Below are 17,613 nucleotides of genomic sequence, written 5' to 3' on the forward strand. Positions count from 1 at the left end.
AAGCTCCTTATTCGCCCCCGTGGGCCCGCTCGGTGCGTGCTTTGAGCTCACGCAAGATCTCAAGCTCGTTGTCGCTGGGTTCTGGCGTGCTTGCGAGCTGTTCGGCAAAGCGCACTTCCCAGCCGGTGGCGTCAATCACGTCTTCACGGCTGACGCCTGGGTGCAGTGACACCACGACCAGCTCGTTGGTGGCCGGGTCGGGTTTCATCACGCACAGGTCGGTGATGACGCGGGTGGGGCCTTTACCGATATTGGGCACGTTGTCGCGCCCCTTGCCGTCGCGGCCAAAGCCTAGGGTGGTGACAAAGTCGACATCTTTCACAAAGGCGCGCTTGGAGTGCTTCAGGGTGATAAAGACTTCACCGGCGTTGGTGGCGATTTCCGGCGCGCCGCCACCGCCCGGCAGGCGTACCTTGGGCGCTTTGTAATCGCCGATCAACGTCGTGTTGAGGTTTGCAAAGCGGTCGATCTGCGCGGTGCCCAAAAAGCCCACGTCGACTTTGCCGCCCTGTAGCCAGTAGCGGAACATCTCCGGTACCGCCACGGTGGTCAGCGCCGATTCGCACAGCTCGCCATCGCCAATAGATAACGGCAGAATATCGGGCTTGGTCTGCAGCGTGCCGGATTCGTAGATCAGCACCACATCGGGGGCATGGGTCAGCCGTGCCAGGTTGGCGGCTTCCGAGGGCAGACCGATGCCCACAAAGCAGGTCATGCCGTTTTCCAGCGCCCGTGCGGCGGTCACCGACATCATTTCAGAAGAGGTATATTCGAGACTCATTTGCTGTTCTCCCCTACACTGTAAACGTTGTCGTCGAGCCAACGGGTGAAGGTGTCACGATCGCGAGCGATGGCATCCCACTCTTTATAGAAGCGGTTGCTGCGGCCGTAATAGCCGTGGGTGTAGGAGGGCAGCGCGCCTTTCTCGGCGACAGCAATAGCGCTGATGGCCCAGCCAGGAATCACGCAGGCATTGGGGTGTGCATCAAGGTCATCGACGATCTCTTCCACCGTGACGATGCTGTGCGTGGCCGCCAGTACCGCCTCCTTCTGGACGCCGACAATGCCTTCCACCAGCACATTGCCCTGCCGATCCGCCCGCTGGGCGTGGATGATCGACACATCCGGGCGCACCGACGGCACGGCGGCCAGGCGCTCCCCGGTAAACGGGCACTCGATGAACTTGATCTGGTCGTTGACGCTGGGCAGCTCGCTGCCGATGTAGCCGCGAAAAACCGCCAGCGGCAATCCCGCCGCGCCTGCCTCAAAGGCGCAGGCCATGGCGGCGTGGCTATGCTCCAGAATCTCGACCTTATGCGGCCAGCCTTTCTCGACCGCATCGCGCAGGCGGTGCAGCGAGCCCACGCCGGGGTTGCCGCCCCAGGAGAAGATCACCTTTTTGGCGCAGCCTGCGCCAATCAACTGATCGTAGATGATATCGGGGGTCATGCGGATCAGCGTCAGGTCACGCTTTTCCTGGCGGATGACTTCGTGGCCCGCCGCAAAAGGAATCAGATGGGTAAAGCCTTCCATGGCCACGGTGGCGCCGTCTTCGACGAAGCGCGCTACCGCGTCATGCAGGCTGAGAAACTCGGCCATGATGGGTGCCTCTTAGCTGGACATTACTGACTCATCGGTAATTGTTCGTTAGGCGAACATAGATTCTTCATACGAACAAGTTACTGCCGAATGCTCATTGGGTCAAACCCGGCGGCACCCACCAACCGCGCGCCCGGATCCATCGTCCCGTCCACAGCCGAACTTAACGCTTTGTTTTTCAATGCGCTGACGAGGACGCGAGCCATTTCCTGGTGCGCATGACCTGGGCGGCGCTGCTACCAAGGTATAAAGCGGGGTCGCAGGCTTCACGCAGCGCATCGGGATTAACGGCCCCTTTCACATCAGGATGCTCGGCCAGTACCTCTGAATAGGGGCGTGCTTCCCGGCGTGAAGTTTCAGCTGCTTCCGCGCTGATCGCTTTGGCTTGCTCCACGCCCAGCGTGGGAGCCAGCAGCCGCGCCACCGGCTCGGCCATGATGCCGCCGCCGGTTGCCGCGAGGTTGCGGTGCATGTTGGCAGGGTTCACCTCCAACCCTTCAAGCAACACCGCCACTTGCTCCAGTGCGCCTTCGACCAGCAGCGCGCTCTCGGTAAGCGGCGCCCACTCCGCATGCCATTCGCCTAGTCCCCGCTCAAGCGGTTGGGCAGTGGCGTTGACCAACACACTGGTATGACCATGCACTTGCCGCGCCGCGCCGCGAATCAGCGCGCTGCGTACCGGATTCCGCTTGTGGGGCATCGAGGATGACTCCCCCATCCCCGGCGCAGTAGGTTCCGCGACTTCGCCGACCTCGGTCTGGGTGAGCAGCGACACATCCAGGGCGATTTTCTCGGCTGCCCCGGCGACTGCATCCAGCGCCGTGCCAAGGGCATGGATCGGGTAGCGATCGGTATGCCAGGGCAACACCGGCACCGCCAGGCCTAGCCGCCCGGCCAAGGCGTCCATCCACTCAAGCCCGAGGGTATCCCACCCCGAGTGAACGCCGACCGCCCCACCCAACTGCACGGGAAGCTCGACGGCGAATAAACGGCGGCGCGCCTGCTCCAGACCGATAGCCCAGTGAGCCACCTTCACCCCGAAGGTCATCGGCAGCGCCTGCTGCATCAGGGTGCGCCCCACCATGGGCGTGTCGATGTGTGCCTCCATCAGCGCCAGCGCGGCCGAACGACAGCGCAAGAGCAACTCATCGAGTGCTGCCAGGCGTGGCTTGAGCAGCAGCATCAGCGCGGAGTCGACTACGTCCTGGCTGGTCGCCCCCTGATGCCAGTAGCGCTTGAGATCATCGGTGAGCAGCGCACGGCCCTGCTTGACGAAGGGAATCGCCGCGTTGCCGCCGCTGGCAATGCCTTGGGCAATCTCTGAGGCATCAAGGTCGGCACGCGCAAGCTGTTCTCGCATTTGCTGGCTCACGCCATGCGGGATGGCGCCACTGGCTTCCTGAACCTCGGCCAGGGCCAACTCAACGGTCAGCATGGCGCGAACCATGGCGTCGTCGTCACATTCAGCGACGGCGCGCTGGCTCATGAAGGGGTGCTTTAAAAATCCGGCCGGCATGGGCGTCAAGCCTCCTGTTAGCGTTGTTCAGAACCCGCGGCACCGTTCACAAAGTCACGACTCGGCAGGAACGAATTTGCACAGATGTTCGCGATTCGAACTATACGCTAAATAGGCAGACGCTAACTTGCAATCACTGACGTGCCCGCCATCGTCATGATCGGTGACCTACGTCATCGATCAGGGCGCTTCCCGGTCGACCCGTACGTAGCGCAGCACCATATCGGTAACGTGGTCTTCCAGTTTCTGCTGGTTCTCCGGCGCCGTCTGCTGCCAGTCAAAAATACGCGAGAAGGTGTGCTGGTTTGAGACATTGAAGAATGACAGCGCGCTGATCAGCCAGTGCAGCTCCCTCGGGTCCAGACCCTCGCGAAAACAGCCCGTTGCAACACCCCGCGAATAGACATCACCAAGCACATCAATCACACCTGCGTTGAGCGACTGAATCAGTTCGGACTGCGCCAGAAACCGGCCGTGGTGAATATTTTCGATCATCACCAGGCGAATAAAGTCAGGATTCTTGGCGTGATGGCAGAACGTGAACCTCACCAGTCGACAGAGCGCCTCGAGCGGGGCCAGGTGATCCAGATCAAGCTCGGCTTCCTGCAGGCGCACCTTCTGGTAGGCGGCCTCCAGCGTGTGCAGGTAGAGCGTCTCTTTATCGCTGAAATAATAATAAATCATGCGCTTGGAGGCGCGGGTCTTCTCGGCGATTTCATCGATCCGCGCCCCCGAAAGGCCCTTTTCGGAAAATTCACGGGTGGCTACCGCGAGGATATCGGCGCGCACGGATTCGGGGTCATTCTTGCGCCGACGCCGTGTGTCTCTAGGGCTGGCCGTAGCCGAAGTCGCTGTCATGGAGCATGCCTTTTATTGTCGTGGTCGTCTTTCGTCTAGTATGCCACAGCTTGACTGAACGTACCATTTCGTACATTGTTCAAAAGGACAGAATGAATTGGCCTGGCACGCCTTTGCTCAAGGCTTTTTCACTCCCCATGACAACGGCCCGACAAGAGGACAACAACAATGTCTTTACCACTCGCTACCACCAACGTGTCCATGAAACGCACGCTGACCGCTGCCATCGCCACTGCCACGCTCATCGGCGCGGCGCATGCCTCCGCACAGACGCTGCGCTTTGCCCACGTGGACCCGGACGACTGGACGACCTCGAAAAAAGGCGCCGCCGGGCAGGTGTTCAAAAACCTGGTGGAAGCCGAAACCGACCTTACCGTGGAGCTTTACCCCGCGGGCTCGCTGGGCGGTGAGACCGAGCTGATTGAAGGTACTCAGGATGGCACCATCACCATCTCAATGGTTTCCGGCGCCTACGCCAATTTCTGCGAAGCCGTCGCCGTTACCGATATTCCTTATACCTTCCCGTCTGCGCCGGTGGCCTGGGAAGTGATGGATGGCGAATTCGGCACCGCCCTGGCCGAGCACTGCCTGGAAGAGACCGGCCTGCGTACGCTGGCCTACGGCGAGACGGGCTTTCGCCACTTCACCAACTCCGTGCGTCCGATCCACTCACCGGAAGATATGGAAGGCCTGAAATTCCGCGTGCAAACCATTCCGCTCTATCAGGAAATGGTAGAGGGACTGGGCGCTGAACCGCAGGGTATCGCCTGGGGTGAGGTGCCGACGGCGCTTGCCACCGGCGTGGTCGACGGCCAGGAGAATCCTATCTCGGTGATTTACGGCAACAATTTCTACGAGTTTCAGGATTACCTCACGCTGGACCGCCACGTCTACGGCGTGGATCACATCCTGATCAACGATGAGATTTTCCAGTCGCTTAGCGAAGAAGAACAGGCCGCCGTGAAGCGCGCCGCTGTGGTCGCCGGCACTACCGGCCGTGCCATTCAGCAGTTCAACTCGGCAGAGGGTATCGCCAAGCTGGAAGCCGAGGGCATGGAAATCACCCAGCCCACTGCCGAGCAGATGGAGGCCTTCCGCGAAGCGGCTCAGCCACCGGTTCAGGCATATCTGCGCGATGAGCTGGGTGATGATGCCGAGTGGATCGAGCGTCTTTCTTCCGCCGTGGAAGATGCAGCCGCACGCTTCTAACCCCCGCTTGACCAAAGCGCTTTGCGGGTGGGCCCTGAAGGGTCCACCCGCGGCCCTGCGTACCTGACTAACGATCGAAGGTGCTTTCATGTCTCATCTTCTTGCCCGGCTACATCGTGGCCTGATCCTGTTCAATGGCAGCCTGGCCGGGCTTGCCATGATCCTGATTTTTCTACTGGTCGCAGGCAATGCCTTTGCGCGCTATACCGTCGGTGCTTCCATTACCTGGGGAGAAGACACCGCCATCTACCTGATGATCTATGGCCTGATGTTCGGCATGTCCTGGGCCTACCTGCAGGACAGGCACATCGGCTTTGACCTGATTCGCCGCCTGCTGCCGCCGCGCTGGGTGCGCTGGCAGGCCGTCGCCGTCGACCTGGCGGTACTGGTGATCGGCATCGGCCTGACGATGTCGGCGGTTGAGTTCATCGCTTCCCGAGGTGGGCGTACATCGTCGAGCACCGGGATGCCGATGTGGCTCTTTCAAGCCTCCATGTTGGTTGGCGGCGGGCTGCTCAGTGTCTCTGCCCTGGTAATGGGCGCACGCCGTTTGACCAGGCACGCCGATGAGGAGGCAGCATCGTGATATTTATATTGCTCTTGGCTCTCATCCTGCTTGGGGTGCCGTTTGCCTTTGCCATCCTCGGCACGCTGACGGTGCTGATGGGTACCGGTGACTTGCCTTACCACATCCGTATCGTCGCGCAGCAGTTCTTCGGCGGTATGGAGTCTTTCCCGCTACTGGCGATACCGCTGTTCATTCTGGCCGGCGAGCTGATGAACGAAGCGGGCATTACACACCGCATTATCAACCTGGCCACTGCCATTGTCGGCCGTCTGAAAGCGGGACTGGCGCACGTCAACATCTGGGCGTCGGTGATTTTTGCCGGCCTCTCGGGGTCAGCAATTGCCGACACCTCGGCGCTGGGGCGGGTCTTCGTCCCCGCGATGGAGAAAGAAGGCTACCCCCGCGATTTCTCCGCTGCACTCACAGCGGCCTCGTCGGTGATCGGCCCGATTATTCCGCCGAGCATTCCGGTCATCATCTATGCGCTTACGGTGTCGGGTGTCTCGGTACCGGGGCTGTTTTTGGCGGGTATCGTACCCGGGCTATTGCTGGCGCTGGGCCTTTCCATCTACGTCTACTTTTTCGCCGGCGACCTGGGCGCCACTCGTTCAGAACAGCCGTCACGCCGCCATGCGTTCCTCCACGGACTGCTGCCCGCGCTCATGCCGGTGTTTGTGGTCGGGTCGATTCTCGCTGGTATCGTCACGCCCACCGAGGCGGCGGCCTTTGCCGTGGTGTACGCGCTGATTCTGGGTGTGATGCTCTACCGCAATATCAAGCTGGTGGATCTGCCCGGCATCTTCGCCCGTGCCATGCGTGACAGCGCGGTGATCATGGTCATCATGGGCGCCGTCGCGGCGGCCAACTGGGTGCTCACCTTCGAACGCGTGCCCAACATGCTCACCGAGTGGGCGCTGATGAGCATCGACACCCAATGGACCTTCCTGATCGCCGTCATACTGCTACTGCTGGTGGTGGGACTGTTTCTGGAAGGCATCGCCGCCATTCTGGTGCTGGTGCCGATTCTGCACCCCATTGCCATGGCACTGGGTATCGACCCGCTGCACTTCGGCATCGTGGTGATCTTCAACCTGATGATGGGCCTGATCACACCCCCCATGGGGCTCTGCCTGTTTGTGGCCGACTCAGTTTCGGGGGTAGGGATGGGCCCCATTATCCGGCGCATTCTGCCCATGCTGGCCGTGCAGTTCCTGATCCTGCTGCTGATTACCTTCGTGCCCGAGCTGGTCACCTTCCTGCCGCGCCTGGCGGGCTACTGATGTTCATCAATCAAAGGAGCGTGATGCCATGTACTCATCCATCGCCACGGTTTGCCTGAGCGGCTCGCTGGAAGAGAAGGTCGACGCCATTGCCCAGGCCGGCTTCGAGGGGCTTGAGCTGTTTGAAAACGACCTCACAGCGTTTCCCGGCACGCCGCGAGAAGCGGGCGAGCTGATTCGTGCCCGCGGGCTCAAGCTGGTCACCCTGCAGCCGTTTCGCGACTTTGAAGGTCTCCAGGGGCGCGCGCGGGAGCGGGCGTTTGACCGCGCCGAGCACAAGTTTGACCTGATGGAAGAACTCGGCACGGACCTGTTGATGGTATGCAGTACCGTTCATCCCGATTCGCTACCGGGCTTGAGCCGCGCCGCCGACGACTTCCATGCGCTGGGCGAGCGTGCTGCGCGACGTAATCTGCGCGTGGCTTATGAAGCACTGGCCTGGGGCCGGCACATTCACGACTACCGCGACAGCTGGGAAGTGGTGCGCCGCGCCGCGCACCCCAATGTCGGCCTGGTGCTGGATACCTTCCATATCTTCTCGCGCCAGACCGAGCTTGGCACCGTCGGCCGTATTCCGGGGGATCGCATCTTCCTGGTACAGACCGCCGATGCGCCGCGTCTCTCCATGGATCACCTGTCGTGGAGCCGCCACTATCGCTGCTTCCCCGGCCAGGGTGAGCTACAGATGGATAAGTTCATGGCCATGCTGGAAGAGACCCGCTACGACGGCCCGCTCTCCCACGAGATCTTCAACGATGTGTTCCGCATGGGCCACAGCGACCAGACGGCCCGGGACGGGCTGCGTTCCTACAACCTGCTGCGCAGCATGCAGGCCGACAGCGGGATTCCCGCACCACAGCCGATCGAGTCGGTCGCCTTTCTGGAGATCGCCGTCGAGCCTGACGATCTAGCCTCGCTACGCGAGCTGCTTACCGCGCTGGGCATGGCCTGCGTGGGCCGTCACCACTCGCTTAACGCCGAACGCTGGGCGGCGGGTGACGTTAATCTGGTGCTCAACACCGAAGCGAGCTTCACCGGCCGTGTACCAGGTCGTGATGCCTCCGCTGTCACCGCCATCGGCTTGCGCGTGGGCAACGCCTACGAAGCGTTCAAGCGGGCAGACAAGCTTGGCTACGACATTGTCGAGCCTGAAGAAGTGGGCGCCAGCCACCGCATGAGCGCGCTGCGCAATGTGGATGGCAGCCTCTCCTATATCATCGACGACTCGCAGCTTAGCCGCACCTGGGACCGCGAGTTCCCTGTCGATGTACAGCCGGTTCCTCAGGGGTCGCTGGTGGATATCGACCATATCAGCGTGGCGCTCTCCTACCACGACTACCTCTCGCTGATGCTGCAGTACCGCGCTATTTTCCAGCTGGCACCAACGCCCTCCTTCGATGTCACCGACCCCCGCGGCCTGATCCAGAGCCAGGTGCTGCAGAACCATAACGGCCGCTTTCGCCTGGCGCTTAACGCCAGCGCCTCGCCGGATACTGCCAGCAACCGCTTCGTCCGCCAGTACGGCGGCTCGGGGATCCATCACGTCGCCCTGCGCACAAGCTCCATGCGTGAAACCAGCGCAGCGCTCCAGCAGGCAGGCACGCCGGTACTGCCGATTCCGGGTAACTACTACCGTGACCTGGCCGCGCGGTTCGACCTGCCGGCGCAAACTCTTGAGTGGATGAAGGATCATCATATCCTCTTTGACCAGGACAACGACGGCGACTTTCATCAGCTGTATACCCAGCCCGGCCGTCAGGCGTTCTTCTTCGAACTGGTGCAGCGTGAGGGATATCAGGGGCTCGGCGCGCCGAATGCCTTTGTGCGCGTCACCGCGCAGCAGCGCCTGGAAGCGGAAATTGACGGCATTGCCCAAGACACAGCAGACCACACGTCGGGAGACCCCCAAGCATGATCAAACTCGGACTGGTAGGCGAGGGCATTGCCAAATCGCAATCCCCGGATTTGCATGAGCGCCTGGGTGCGTCACTGGGCGAGCCGGTACGCTACGACCTGGTCGATAGCCGGGGCGTCGAGGATTTTGACTTTCCCGATGCCATACACACCTTGCGCGCTGAGGGCTACCGGGGCACCAACGTGACCTTCCCGTTCAAGGAAAAAGCCGCGAAGCTTGCCGATATTCGCGGCGAGGGCGTGCGCCGGGTCGGCACCGCCAATACGCTACTTTTCGATGAAGGCGGCCTGCGCGCTGAAAACACCGACTACACCGGCTTCATCAGCGCCTACCGCCACTCGTTCGGCGATCAGCCCGCAGGCGATGTGCTATTGATCGGTGCCGGGGGGGTCGGCCGTGCGGTGGCCTGCGCGCTGGGTGAACTCGCGGTCAGCTGTATCCACATTCTTGAGCATGACAGCGCCCGGGCAGAAAACCTCAGCCGTGACCTCAACGCCATGGGTATTCACGCGACGTGCATCACGTCAGCGCAGGTACCGCAGGCACTGCCCCATTGGCAGGGCGTGGTCAACTGCTCGCCGATTGGCCATATCAACCACCCCGGCTGCCCCATCGATACCGCCGGGCTGGGCGTGCAGCACTGGGTTTTTGATGCGGTGTACATCCCCGCCCATACCGAGCTGTTGAATGCCGCCTATCAGGCTGGCGCCAAAACGCTTTCCGGCGTTGATCTGTTCGTGTTTCAGGGCGTGGATGCCTTTCGTTTCTTCACTGCCGGGCGTATCCCCGCCAACCAGATCGACCCGCATGTGATACCGCTGCGTACACACTATATAGAGCAGCTTGTCGCTTCCTCTGCTCACTCCATACCATGAAGCGCCAGCGAAATAGCGTACAATTATTCGCTATTTGAACCTGCCTTCATGCGTCAAGGGGCTGCCATGCTCGCGATACTGGGAATCACCACCCCCATATTCCTGCTGATTGGCGTAGGCTACGCAGCGAGATGGAGCGGCATTATCCAGCGCGAGCAGCTGCAGGGAGTGGGCGTATTCGTGCTCTACTGCTCGCTACCGGCGCTCGTGATTCGTGCGTTAACCCAGCAGCCTCTGGAAGAGATACTTAGGCTCGACTACCTGATCGCTTACGGCTTGAGCTCCATCGTCGTTTTCAGCGCAGGGTTGTGGCTTTGCTACCGGCTCCAGCGCCAACCGCTCAACGTCAGCGCCATGCAGGCACTGGGTATGGCCGCGGCCAATAGCGGTTTCGTTGGCTACCCGGTGGCCGCCATGGTCATCGGCTCACCCGCCGCGGTGCTCTTGGCACTGAATATGCTGATTGAAAATCTTCTGATTATTCCGGCAGCACTGATCCTTGCTGAAATGGGCAACCAACACGGCGCCAGCCCGTGGCAAACCGCTCGGCAGACGGCGCTGAACCTGGCCAAAAACCCGGTATTGATCGGCCTCTCGGTAGGCATATTGATCGCGCTAACCGGACTGGTCATTCCCACTCCCATTGATAAAGCGATCAATATGCTCGCTGAAGCGGCAGGGCCTGCAGCGCTGTTTGTGATTGGTGGGTCGCTGTTTGGGCTTCACGTTAAGGGCATGGTGCGCGACGTGGGCCAAATTGTGATCGGCAAACTTATCCTTCATCCCCTGGCAGTATTGATGGCGTTTCTTCTGATCCCCGATATCGAGCCAATTTACGTTGCCGGTGCGCTGCTGTTCGCCGCCGCGCCGATGATCAGCATTTATCCACTCTTCGGTCAGCGCTACGGTCTCGGTGGCATCAGCGCCACCGCCATGCTGGTGGCGACGGTGGCGTCCTTCTTTACGCTTAGCTTGATCATCGGGGGGATGACACTTGCGGGATTGCTCGCCGTGTAGGGCGACAACGCTTAATCGTTTGCTGCCAGAATAGCGTCGAGCGCTGCTTGATAGCCCTGGGTGCCAAGGCCCGCAATGACCCCATCGGCACGCAGCGAGACATAGGAATGATGCCGAAAGCTTTCACGCTGATGGACATTGGAGATGTGCACCTCGATCACCTTGCCTTCAAAGGCATTGAGCGCATCCAGGATAGCAACGGACGTATGGGTATAGGCAGCCGGGTTGATGATGATGGCCAGGGTTCCATCGAGACGTGCCGCATGAATCGCGTCGATCAGTTCGCCTTCATGATTGCTCTGGAAACAGTTGATTTCCCAGCCCGCCATTATCGCGGTCTTGCGCAAAGCGTTGTTCACATCTTCAAGCGTTTCATACCCGTACACATCGGGCTGACGAACCCCTAGAAGGTTCAGGTTGGGGCCATGAAGTACCGTTACTTTTGGCTGACTCATTGATTGATATCCTCTCAGCGCTGGGTCGTCATCATGTGTAAGCTAGGTGCATCATTATAACGTGTTATCAATGCATCGTAATGAGCTGAAAGTACACAAAAATGCGCATTTGTTCGTTATTCGAACAGCGTGTTATATTGCTCAGTTAAATCCCTCTAAATGGCCTATCGACCCCATGGACGCAACGGCTCAGGAAGACAAACTAGATCCCGATGACCGCGATTTTGTCACCGCGCTTGCCAGCGGCCTGGATGTCATCCTGGCGTTTGACGATGCGCACCCGCGGATGACATTGAGCGAAGTGGCCTCGCGCACCGGCATGAATCGCGCCAAGGCACGACGCTTTCTACTGACGCTGCACGCGTTGGGCTACGTACGCAAGCAGCAGCGCTATTTCGAGCTGGCGCCGCGCGTGCTGCAGCTTGGCTATGCCTTTTTGTCGGCCAATGACTACCGCAGCGTCATTCAGCAGTATCTGGAAGATATTACTCAGGAAAGCGGTGAGTCCTCTTCGCTTGCCGTCCTGGATGGCGACGATATCACCTACGTCGCCCGCTCTGCCGCCCCGCATCGCCTGATGGGCATTACCCTGTCGGTGGGCACACGGCTACCCGCCGCGCATACGTCGATGGGTCGGGTTTTGCTTGCTCAGCTTCCCGACGCCGAACTCGACGCCTACCTCGAACGGCTGACGTTAACCCGCTACACCGACAAGACCATTACCCAAAAAGACGACCTCAAGCAGTGCATTGGCAAGGTGCGTGAGCAAGGCTACGCCATTGCCGATCAGGAGCTCGATCCGGGCCTGCGGTCATTGGCCGTGCCCGCCTTCGATGCCAACGACAAACTCCTGGGCGCCATCAACATCAGCACCAATGCCGCTCGGGTCGACCTTGAAACGCTGATGGAACGACACTTACCGCTGCTACTGGAAAAAGCCCGGCTCATTCGCACCACCATTTCCAGTTAACTGCGCCAGCGCCTGATCGAGCGATGCCTGCTGGCGCTTGGCGTAGAGGGCGACTTCATCGGTGACCGGCACGCCGAGCGCCTGCTCGAATTGCTGCTGGTTGGCATCCTGAGCGTAGCCGCTTTGGCCGTTGTCACCCAGGTTCGACTGGAAAATGCCCGCCGCGCTAACCGGCAGAAAGTCCTCATAGGTCATCGGCGTGGCGGTCAGCGCGCCTTGCGCCAATAACCGTTCCACGTCACCTTCATCGACCGGCGCCGCCACTTGCGCACCGGGTATCGCGTGGTAGTGGAAAAACGCCAATCCTTCGCGCCGCAGCGTTGCTTCGTCATCCGGAAAGGCCTCAAACACCGCCGCCAAGCGGGCCTGGTGGGCGGCGTTTTCCGCCTCCGCAGCCTGTTTCGCCTCGCCAAGCAAGCGGTCGTACAGCGCACGGCCTGTGTGGGTGAGCGCGATGCCGCGCTGCTCGATTTCGCCAAAGCGCGCCGTGTGGTGTCCCTGGGCGGCATCGGCAAACGCAATCGGCTCTTCCAGGGCCTTGAAGCTGGTCTGGCGCAGCAGAATAGGGCACCGACGGCGCGGTGGCCCTTCGATAATCGCCTTGGGGTCGATGCCTACCTGTGGCATGCGCCGCTGCACTTCATCGATTTCCAGGGTGCGCGGGGTCAGGTGGTTGATATGCGGCCCCTTGAAGCACACTACATCGGCAATCAGGCGGTGCTCCTGCTGTAGGCGCTGATAGGTGACCAGGTCGACCGTGGCCTGGTCGTGCCAGCGAAATGTTTCCAGCGCCTGATCGACAAACTGCGCCGCCTGATCGGCAGTCAGCCCGCCCTGGCGCTCGAAGGTTTCAATCAACGCCTCGGCCTGCGGGGTCACGATACGCCGTGCATCCAGAATCTCGCGAGCCTGCTGACGCAGCTCGGTATCCTCGATCAGTTCCAGGCGCAGCAGCGACGTGAAAATCCGAAAGGGATTGCGCGACAGCGCTGCATCGTCGACCGGGCGGAACGCCGTGGAGTGAACCGGCACGCCGGCAGGTGCCAGATCGTAGTAGCCGACGGGCAGCATGCCCATCACCGCGAACATGCGCCGCAGCAGCGCGAGCTCCTCGGGCGTGCCGACGCGAATCGCCCCGTGACGCTCCACGTCAAGGCGCTCCAGAGCATTATTGGCGGCGAGCGTCTCACGCAGCGCCGGCGACGCCGCCAGCACCTCTTCATTAACCGCCGCGACCAACGACAGCAGGGCACTGTATTGAGGCACTTCCTGCTGGTACATGGCCGACATGGCCTTGGAAAATTGGTCGCGAATATCATCGCTGCTGACGTGCGCTGCGCTCATCGTGCGCTCCTTGATCATAAAGCCTGGATAGATAGTAACGCGCCTGTTACGCCGACAATTGCATATTTTCTTCCCTTAGCTTCATCAAAATACCACCCGCACCTGCCAGGCGCTCCAACTAGCATTGGCAGCGTCACTTGTCCGGCTGTTACATTAATGGCCATATTTCTTGAGGTTAACGCCACACCATGACGTGCCCGCTCTATATCGGCTTGCCCATGTGGTCCAATCAGGATTGGTCGGGCACGCTCTATCCGCGTTACGCCAAAACCGACCTGCTCAGCGATTATGCGGCGGTGTTTTCCAGCGTCGAGGGCAATACCACGTTTTACAGCGGTGCGCCCAAACCGGAAACAGTCGCGGGCTGGGCACGCCAGGCGCCTGCCCATTTTCGTTTTTGCTTCAAACTCCCTGCAAGTGTTACCCACGATCAGCGCCTGACACGCCTGGACGAGGCCTGGGCCTTTTTAGATGCCCTCGCCCCACTTCACGACCGATTGGGGCCCACCATGGTCCAGTTGCCTCGCGATTTTGGCCCTGATGAACTACCCCGGTTGGAAACCTTGCTGGCAGGCTGGCCCACGCATTTACCCTGCGCGGTTGAAGTGCGTCACCATGACTTTTTCCACAAGGGCGCGGCCGAGAAGGCCCTTAACCGGTTGTTGATAACTTATCGGGCAAACCGTGTGATGCTCGATGTGCGCCCGCTGTTCTCGACCCCGGCAAATGACCACCCAGGCCTGGCCCACGCCCAGCAAGAAAAGCCGAAACTCCCATTACACGTGCTTTCAACAGCGAATCATCCTGTCATTCGCTTTATTGGCCATGTTGACAAAGCCATTAATATTGACTATTTCAGTGCCTGGAAGTCACGCCTAGCCCTGTGGATAAATCAGGGGAAAACCCCTTTCTTATTTGTGCATACCGCGGATAATCGGGAGTCCCCGATGCTCGCCCGCATGTTCTATAACGACCTTCAAAATATGACGGCACTACCGCCGCTTGGTCCGTTTGCCAATGAAAAGCAGAGCCAACTGTTTTAACCTGGTTTTTTAGCGGTGCTGACTGGCATGCAGGTCACTGATCGGATAAATTGCGCATACTTTCGAAAAACGACGCTGGCAATCTTCTGTCAGTCCTTTTTCGAATAACGGTGCAACGCGCCGACAACGACTTATTACAATCAATTAATCAACAGGTGATGTATGGCAAAACTTGCACATGCACAGTGGTCATCGAAAATGGCCTTTGTGCTGGCAGCCGCCGGCTCGGCAGTAGGCCTGGGTAATATTTGGCGCTTCTCATATCTGGTCGGCGAAAGCGGTGGTGCGGCCTTCGTGCTGGTCTACCTTGCCTGCGTGGCATTGGTCGGCGTGCCCATTCTACTTTCCGAGTGGATGATCGGCCGACGCGGGCAGAAAAATCCCATCGACAGCATGAAAGAATTGGCCAGCCAAAGCGGCAAGTCCAAGGGATGGGCGCTGGTGGGTATCAGCGGTGTCCTGGCAGGCTTCCTGATCCTGTCGTTCTATAGCGTGATTGGCGGCTGGTCGCTCAACTATACGCTGAGTTCAGTGATTGGCACCTTCAGCGGTCAGAATGCCGACAGCATTGGCGCGATCTTTAATGGCATGCTGGCCAGCCCCGGCACGCTACTGCTCTGGCACAGCGCCTTTATGCTGCTGGTCATCGGCATCGTGGCCCGCGGCGTGACCAAAGGGCTTGAGAGCGCCGTGCGCTCGCTGATGCCCGCGCTGGTCATTTTAATGCTGATTCTGGTGGGTTATGGGATGACCACCGGCCACTTCGGCGAAACCCTGGCGTTCATGTTCAGTCCGGACTGGAGTGCGCTGAATGGCGGTGTGGTGCTGGCCGCCATGGGCCAGGCGTTCTTCACGCTGTCGTTGGGCATGGGCATCATGATGGCCTACGGCTCCTACCTGGGCGAAGACGTCAACCTGCTGAGCACAGCGCGCACGGTCATCATTATTGATACCGCCATTGCGTTGCTGGCCGGTTTGGCCATTTTCCCCATCGTGTTTGCCAATGGCTTGAGCGCTGGCGAAGGGCCGGGGCTGATCTTCGTTACCCTGCCTATTGCGTTCGGCAACATGACCGGCGGTGTCATTCTGGGGCTGATGTTCTTCCTGTTGCTGACCTTTGCCGCGCTGACCTCGGCAATTTCGTTGCTCGAACCCACTGTGGAGATGCTTGAAGAACGCACCTCGCTGTCACGGGTCCCCGCGACGCTGGTCAGCGGTATTGTGGTTTGGCTATTGGGTGTCGCAGCGCTGCTGTCGTTCAACCTGTGGTCGGATGTCTTGTTCTTCGGGCTGAATATCTTCGACTTGCTTGACACCTTCACCGCGAAGATTCTGCTGCCGCTCACCGGCCTCGGTGCCGTCGTGTTTGTCGCGTGGCGCCTGGATCGCAAGAGCGTCGAGCAGGAGCTGGCGCTGTCCGGCACAGGGCTCAGCGTGTGGAACATCATCGCGCGCTTTATCGCGCCGATTGGCGTTATTGTGGTGTTCCTCGCGGGTATCCTTTAAGTCGGGTCAAGTTGGCTCTGCGCTTAGCAGAGCCAAACGCCCATGACCGTGCTTTATACGGCGAGACTCACGTCAAGCATCGCCGTTGAGCACCTCTCCTGGTGAAATTAGCTTCTCAGTGCAGTTCGCTCTCTTGCCGTTCGTCTTCGTCCGGTAAGGGAGCAATATCCCGCGATAACGCTTGAAATTCCCGATGCAGTTCGATTCCCCGCCGTGCTCGTAGGTTGCGTTGCGCGGCACTACGCCGACGCTGGACATGTTCATCCACTTCCATGCTCATGAAGATATCGAGCAATTCGCTCTTGACCGAGGTGATGCGTTCGACATTACGCATGATCGACGTTCCTCCAGGTGAATATGCCTACGTCCACCTGCATCCGTGACGACTGATAGATGATGCAGTGCGGCACTTCAGTTTTTACTATAACCTACTTGACAAAATGATGACCACTTAGAAAAAAGAACCGCCTAACGTCACCCCAACGGTGGCCGCATGCTTTGCTTGCCCATATAGTGAGCTACTCGGCTTTATTTTAAGGAGCTAAACGTGAGTCGCGCCCTGTTCGATGAAATGAGACGCCGCATGGAGCACTTTCGCCGCTCCGAGCAGAAAGTGGCGCGGTTTGTACTGCGTAATCCCGAGGAAGTCATCCATATGCGGATCGTCGACCTTGCCACCGAGGCAAAGGTCAGCGAGCCCACCGTGGTGCGCTTCTGCCGCGCTCTGGGCTGCAATGGCTTCCAGGACTTTAAACTCCAGCTCGCCCAGATGCTGGCCACCGGCAGCCAGTTTGCCCAGTTCTCGATGAACGATAGCGATTCCGTCGCCGAGTTCTCGCACAGCATTTTCGATTCGACGGTGGGCACCTTGCTATCGGTACGGGATCGCCTGGATAACGATGCCCTGGGCCGCGCGGTCAATGCTCTGGCGATGGCCAATCGGGTCGAGTTTTACGGTTTCGGCGCGTCAGGGGCCGTGGCTTTCGACGCCCAGCACAAATTTTTCCGTTTGCAGATTTCCACCTCCGCCTATGCCGACCCCCACATGCAGAACATGTCCGCGGTGACGCTAAAGGAAGGCGATGTGGTGGTAGCGATTTCGCAAACCGGGCGCACCAAGGCGCTGGTCGCCAGCGTCCGCCTGGCCCGGGAGGCGGGTGCAACGGTGATTGGCCTGTGCCCCAGCGACTCACCGCTGGCAGAAGAGGTGACACTGCCGCTGTATATCGATGTGCACGAAGACACCGAAATCTACACGCCAATGAGTTCGCGCATCGCCCATCTGGTACTGGTCGACGTGCTGGCAGTGGGCGTCGCCAAGACCCGTGGCCCGAAACTCGCCGAGCAGCTCAAGTCGGTGAAGAAGAGCCTTAACTCACTGCGTTTCCCGGAAGACTCGTGAACGCCAAGTTATCGTTGTGGCTGTGCTAAACTGACGGCCCATTTTTCGACCCGGCA

Annotated in this window: 17 protein-coding genes; 10 read left to right on the forward strand and 7 right to left on the reverse strand. The window is 59.8% G+C overall.

Features of this window, described 5'->3' with window-relative positions; translation table 11 throughout:
* Positions 1-7: 7 nt before the first annotated feature.
* From IT895_RS18435 to IT895_RS18450, 4 genes are all read right to left on the reverse strand, one after another.
* Positions 8-781 carry a CoA-transferase subunit beta gene (locus IT895_RS18435; RefSeq protein ID WP_199284307.1) on the reverse strand — a complete coding sequence of 258 codons (774 nt, stop codon included), beginning with the start codon at positions 779-781 and terminating at the stop codon, positions 8-10.
* Complete coding sequence (locus tag IT895_RS18440; protein ID WP_066316433.1) at positions 778-1,599, reverse strand: CoA transferase subunit A; 822 nt, start codon at positions 1,597-1,599, stop codon at positions 778-780. The genes IT895_RS18435 and IT895_RS18440 overlap by 4 nt, the downstream gene beginning before the upstream one ends.
* Before the next feature lie 178 nt (positions 1,600-1,777).
* On the reverse strand, positions 1,778-3,115 hold the full coding sequence (locus tag IT895_RS18445) for a class-II fumarase/aspartase family protein (protein ID WP_199284308.1): 1,338 nt from the start codon (positions 3,113-3,115) through the stop codon (positions 1,778-1,780).
* Positions 3,116-3,295: 180 nt separating this feature from the next.
* Positions 3,296-3,973 (reverse strand): TetR/AcrR family transcriptional regulator, encoded by a 678-nt coding sequence (locus tag IT895_RS18450; RefSeq protein ID WP_199284309.1) that lies wholly within the window; start codon positions 3,971-3,973, stop codon positions 3,296-3,298.
* A 168-nt stretch (positions 3,974-4,141) separates the two neighbouring features.
* Between IT895_RS18450 and IT895_RS18455 the strand changes: the two genes are divergently transcribed.
* The 6 genes from IT895_RS18455 to IT895_RS18480 all read left to right on the forward strand — a co-directional run bounded on the left by IT895_RS18455 (position 4,142) and on the right by IT895_RS18480 (position 10,837).
* Positions 4,142-5,182, forward strand: coding sequence for a DctP family TRAP transporter solute-binding subunit (locus IT895_RS18455; protein WP_199284310.1), 1,041 nt, complete (start codon positions 4,142-4,144; stop codon positions 5,180-5,182).
* Positions 5,183-5,270: 88 nt separating this feature from the next.
* The gene (locus IT895_RS18460) at positions 5,271-5,768 is read left to right on the forward strand and encodes a TRAP transporter small permease (RefSeq protein ID WP_199284311.1); all 498 of its coding nucleotides are present in this window, start codon (positions 5,271-5,273) and stop codon (positions 5,766-5,768) included.
* Positions 5,765-7,030: a TRAP transporter large permease gene (locus IT895_RS18465; RefSeq protein ID WP_199284312.1), complete on the forward strand. Its 1,266-nt coding sequence runs from the start codon at positions 5,765-5,767 to the stop codon at positions 7,028-7,030. Before IT895_RS18460 ends, IT895_RS18465 begins: the two co-directional genes overlap by 4 nt.
* Positions 7,031-7,058: 28 nt before the next feature.
* The gene (locus tag IT895_RS18470) at positions 7,059-8,945 is read left to right on the forward strand and encodes a bifunctional sugar phosphate isomerase/epimerase/4-hydroxyphenylpyruvate dioxygenase family protein (RefSeq protein ID WP_199284313.1); all 1,887 of its coding nucleotides are present in this window, start codon (positions 7,059-7,061) and stop codon (positions 8,943-8,945) included.
* Positions 8,942-9,820, forward strand: coding sequence for a shikimate dehydrogenase family protein (locus IT895_RS18475; RefSeq protein WP_199284314.1), 879 nt, complete (start codon positions 8,942-8,944; stop codon positions 9,818-9,820). Before IT895_RS18470 ends, IT895_RS18475 begins: the two co-directional genes overlap by 4 nt.
* A 66-nt stretch (positions 9,821-9,886) precedes the next feature.
* Complete coding sequence (locus tag IT895_RS18480; protein WP_199284315.1) at positions 9,887-10,837, forward strand: AEC family transporter; 951 nt, start codon at positions 9,887-9,889, stop codon at positions 10,835-10,837.
* Between the two features lie 11 nt (positions 10,838-10,848).
* Here IT895_RS18480 and aroQ read toward each other — a convergent pair whose 3' ends face one another.
* A complete protein-coding gene (gene aroQ, locus IT895_RS18485) occupies positions 10,849-11,292 on the reverse strand; it encodes a type II 3-dehydroquinate dehydratase (RefSeq protein ID WP_066316454.1) in 444 nt (147 codons plus the stop codon).
* A 175-nt stretch (positions 11,293-11,467) separates the two neighbouring features.
* Between aroQ and IT895_RS18490 the strand changes: the two genes are divergently transcribed.
* A complete protein-coding gene (locus tag IT895_RS18490; protein ID WP_199284316.1) occupies positions 11,468-12,262 on the forward strand; it encodes an IclR family transcriptional regulator domain-containing protein in 795 nt (264 codons plus the stop codon).
* Here the strand turns inward: IT895_RS18490 and hglS are convergent.
* Positions 12,218-13,606, reverse strand: a complete 1,389-nt coding sequence (hglS, locus tag IT895_RS18495; RefSeq protein WP_199284317.1) for a 2-oxoadipate dioxygenase/decarboxylase HglS — start codon at positions 13,604-13,606, stop codon at positions 12,218-12,220. The two genes, IT895_RS18490 and hglS, sit on opposite strands and share 45 nt — an antisense overlap.
* Positions 13,607-13,794: 188 nt before the next feature.
* Here hglS and IT895_RS18500 point away from each other — a divergent pair, with 188 nt between their 5' ends.
* Together IT895_RS18500 and IT895_RS18505 are read left to right on the forward strand one after the other, a co-directional pair.
* Positions 13,795-14,649 (forward strand): DUF72 domain-containing protein, encoded by an 855-nt coding sequence (locus tag IT895_RS18500; RefSeq protein WP_199284318.1) that lies wholly within the window; start codon positions 13,795-13,797, stop codon positions 14,647-14,649.
* Between the two features lie 162 nt (positions 14,650-14,811).
* Positions 14,812-16,155 carry a sodium-dependent transporter gene (locus IT895_RS18505; protein WP_199284319.1) on the forward strand — a complete coding sequence of 448 codons (1,344 nt, stop codon included), beginning with the start codon at positions 14,812-14,814 and terminating at the stop codon, positions 16,153-16,155.
* 115 nt (positions 16,156-16,270) lie between these two features.
* Here IT895_RS18505 and IT895_RS18510 read toward each other — a convergent pair whose 3' ends face one another.
* Positions 16,271-16,489 (reverse strand): PA3496 family putative envelope integrity protein, encoded by a 219-nt coding sequence (locus IT895_RS18510; protein ID WP_085920034.1) that lies wholly within the window; start codon positions 16,487-16,489, stop codon positions 16,271-16,273.
* 213 nt (positions 16,490-16,702) lie between these two features.
* On the opposite strand from IT895_RS18510, the gene hexR reads away from it, so the two are divergent.
* Positions 16,703-17,557, forward strand: coding sequence for a transcriptional regulator HexR (gene hexR, locus IT895_RS18515; protein WP_066316464.1), 855 nt, complete (start codon positions 16,703-16,705; stop codon positions 17,555-17,557).
* The last annotated feature ends 56 nt before the right edge of the window (positions 17,558-17,613 follow it).

The organism is Halomonas sp. A40-4, assembly GCF_015767635.1.
Taxonomy (GTDB): domain Bacteria; phylum Pseudomonadota; class Gammaproteobacteria; order Pseudomonadales; family Halomonadaceae; genus Vreelandella; species Vreelandella janggokensis.

Excerpts from the sequence above, each read along its gene's own strand:
- IT895_RS18435 (WP_199284307.1), bottom strand. The coding sequence starts at position 781 with ATGAGTCTCGAATATACCTCTTCTGAAATGATGTCGGTGACCGCCGCA.
- IT895_RS18440 (WP_066316433.1), bottom strand. The coding sequence starts at position 1,599 with ATGGCCGAGTTTCTCAGCCTGCATGACGCGGTAGCGCGCTTCGTCGAA.
- IT895_RS18445 (WP_199284308.1), bottom strand. The coding sequence starts at position 3,115 with ATGCCGGCCGGATTTTTAAAGCACCCCTTCATGAGCCAGCGCGCCGTC.
- IT895_RS18450 (WP_199284309.1), bottom strand. The coding sequence starts at position 3,973 with ATGACAGCGACTTCGGCTACGGCCAGCCCTAGAGACACACGGCGTCGG.
- IT895_RS18455 (WP_199284310.1), top strand. The coding sequence starts at position 4,142 with ATGTCTTTACCACTCGCTACCACCAACGTGTCCATGAAACGCACGCTG.
- IT895_RS18460 (WP_199284311.1), top strand. The coding sequence starts at position 5,271 with ATGTCTCATCTTCTTGCCCGGCTACATCGTGGCCTGATCCTGTTCAAT.
- IT895_RS18470 (WP_199284313.1), top strand. The coding sequence starts at position 7,059 with ATGTACTCATCCATCGCCACGGTTTGCCTGAGCGGCTCGCTGGAAGAG.
- IT895_RS18475 (WP_199284314.1), top strand. The coding sequence starts at position 8,942 with ATGATCAAACTCGGACTGGTAGGCGAGGGCATTGCCAAATCGCAATCC.
- IT895_RS18480 (WP_199284315.1), top strand. The coding sequence starts at position 9,887 with ATGCTCGCGATACTGGGAATCACCACCCCCATATTCCTGCTGATTGGC.
- aroQ (WP_066316454.1), bottom strand. The coding sequence starts at position 11,292 with ATGAGTCAGCCAAAAGTAACGGTACTTCATGGCCCCAACCTGAACCTT.
- IT895_RS18490 (WP_199284316.1), top strand. The coding sequence starts at position 11,468 with ATGGACGCAACGGCTCAGGAAGACAAACTAGATCCCGATGACCGCGAT.
- hglS (WP_199284317.1), bottom strand. The coding sequence starts at position 13,606 with ATGAGCGCAGCGCACGTCAGCAGCGATGATATTCGCGACCAATTTTCC.
- IT895_RS18500 (WP_199284318.1), top strand. The coding sequence starts at position 13,795 with ATGACGTGCCCGCTCTATATCGGCTTGCCCATGTGGTCCAATCAGGAT.
- IT895_RS18505 (WP_199284319.1), top strand. The coding sequence starts at position 14,812 with ATGGCAAAACTTGCACATGCACAGTGGTCATCGAAAATGGCCTTTGTG.
- IT895_RS18510 (WP_085920034.1), bottom strand. The coding sequence starts at position 16,489 with ATGCGTAATGTCGAACGCATCACCTCGGTCAAGAGCGAATTGCTCGAT.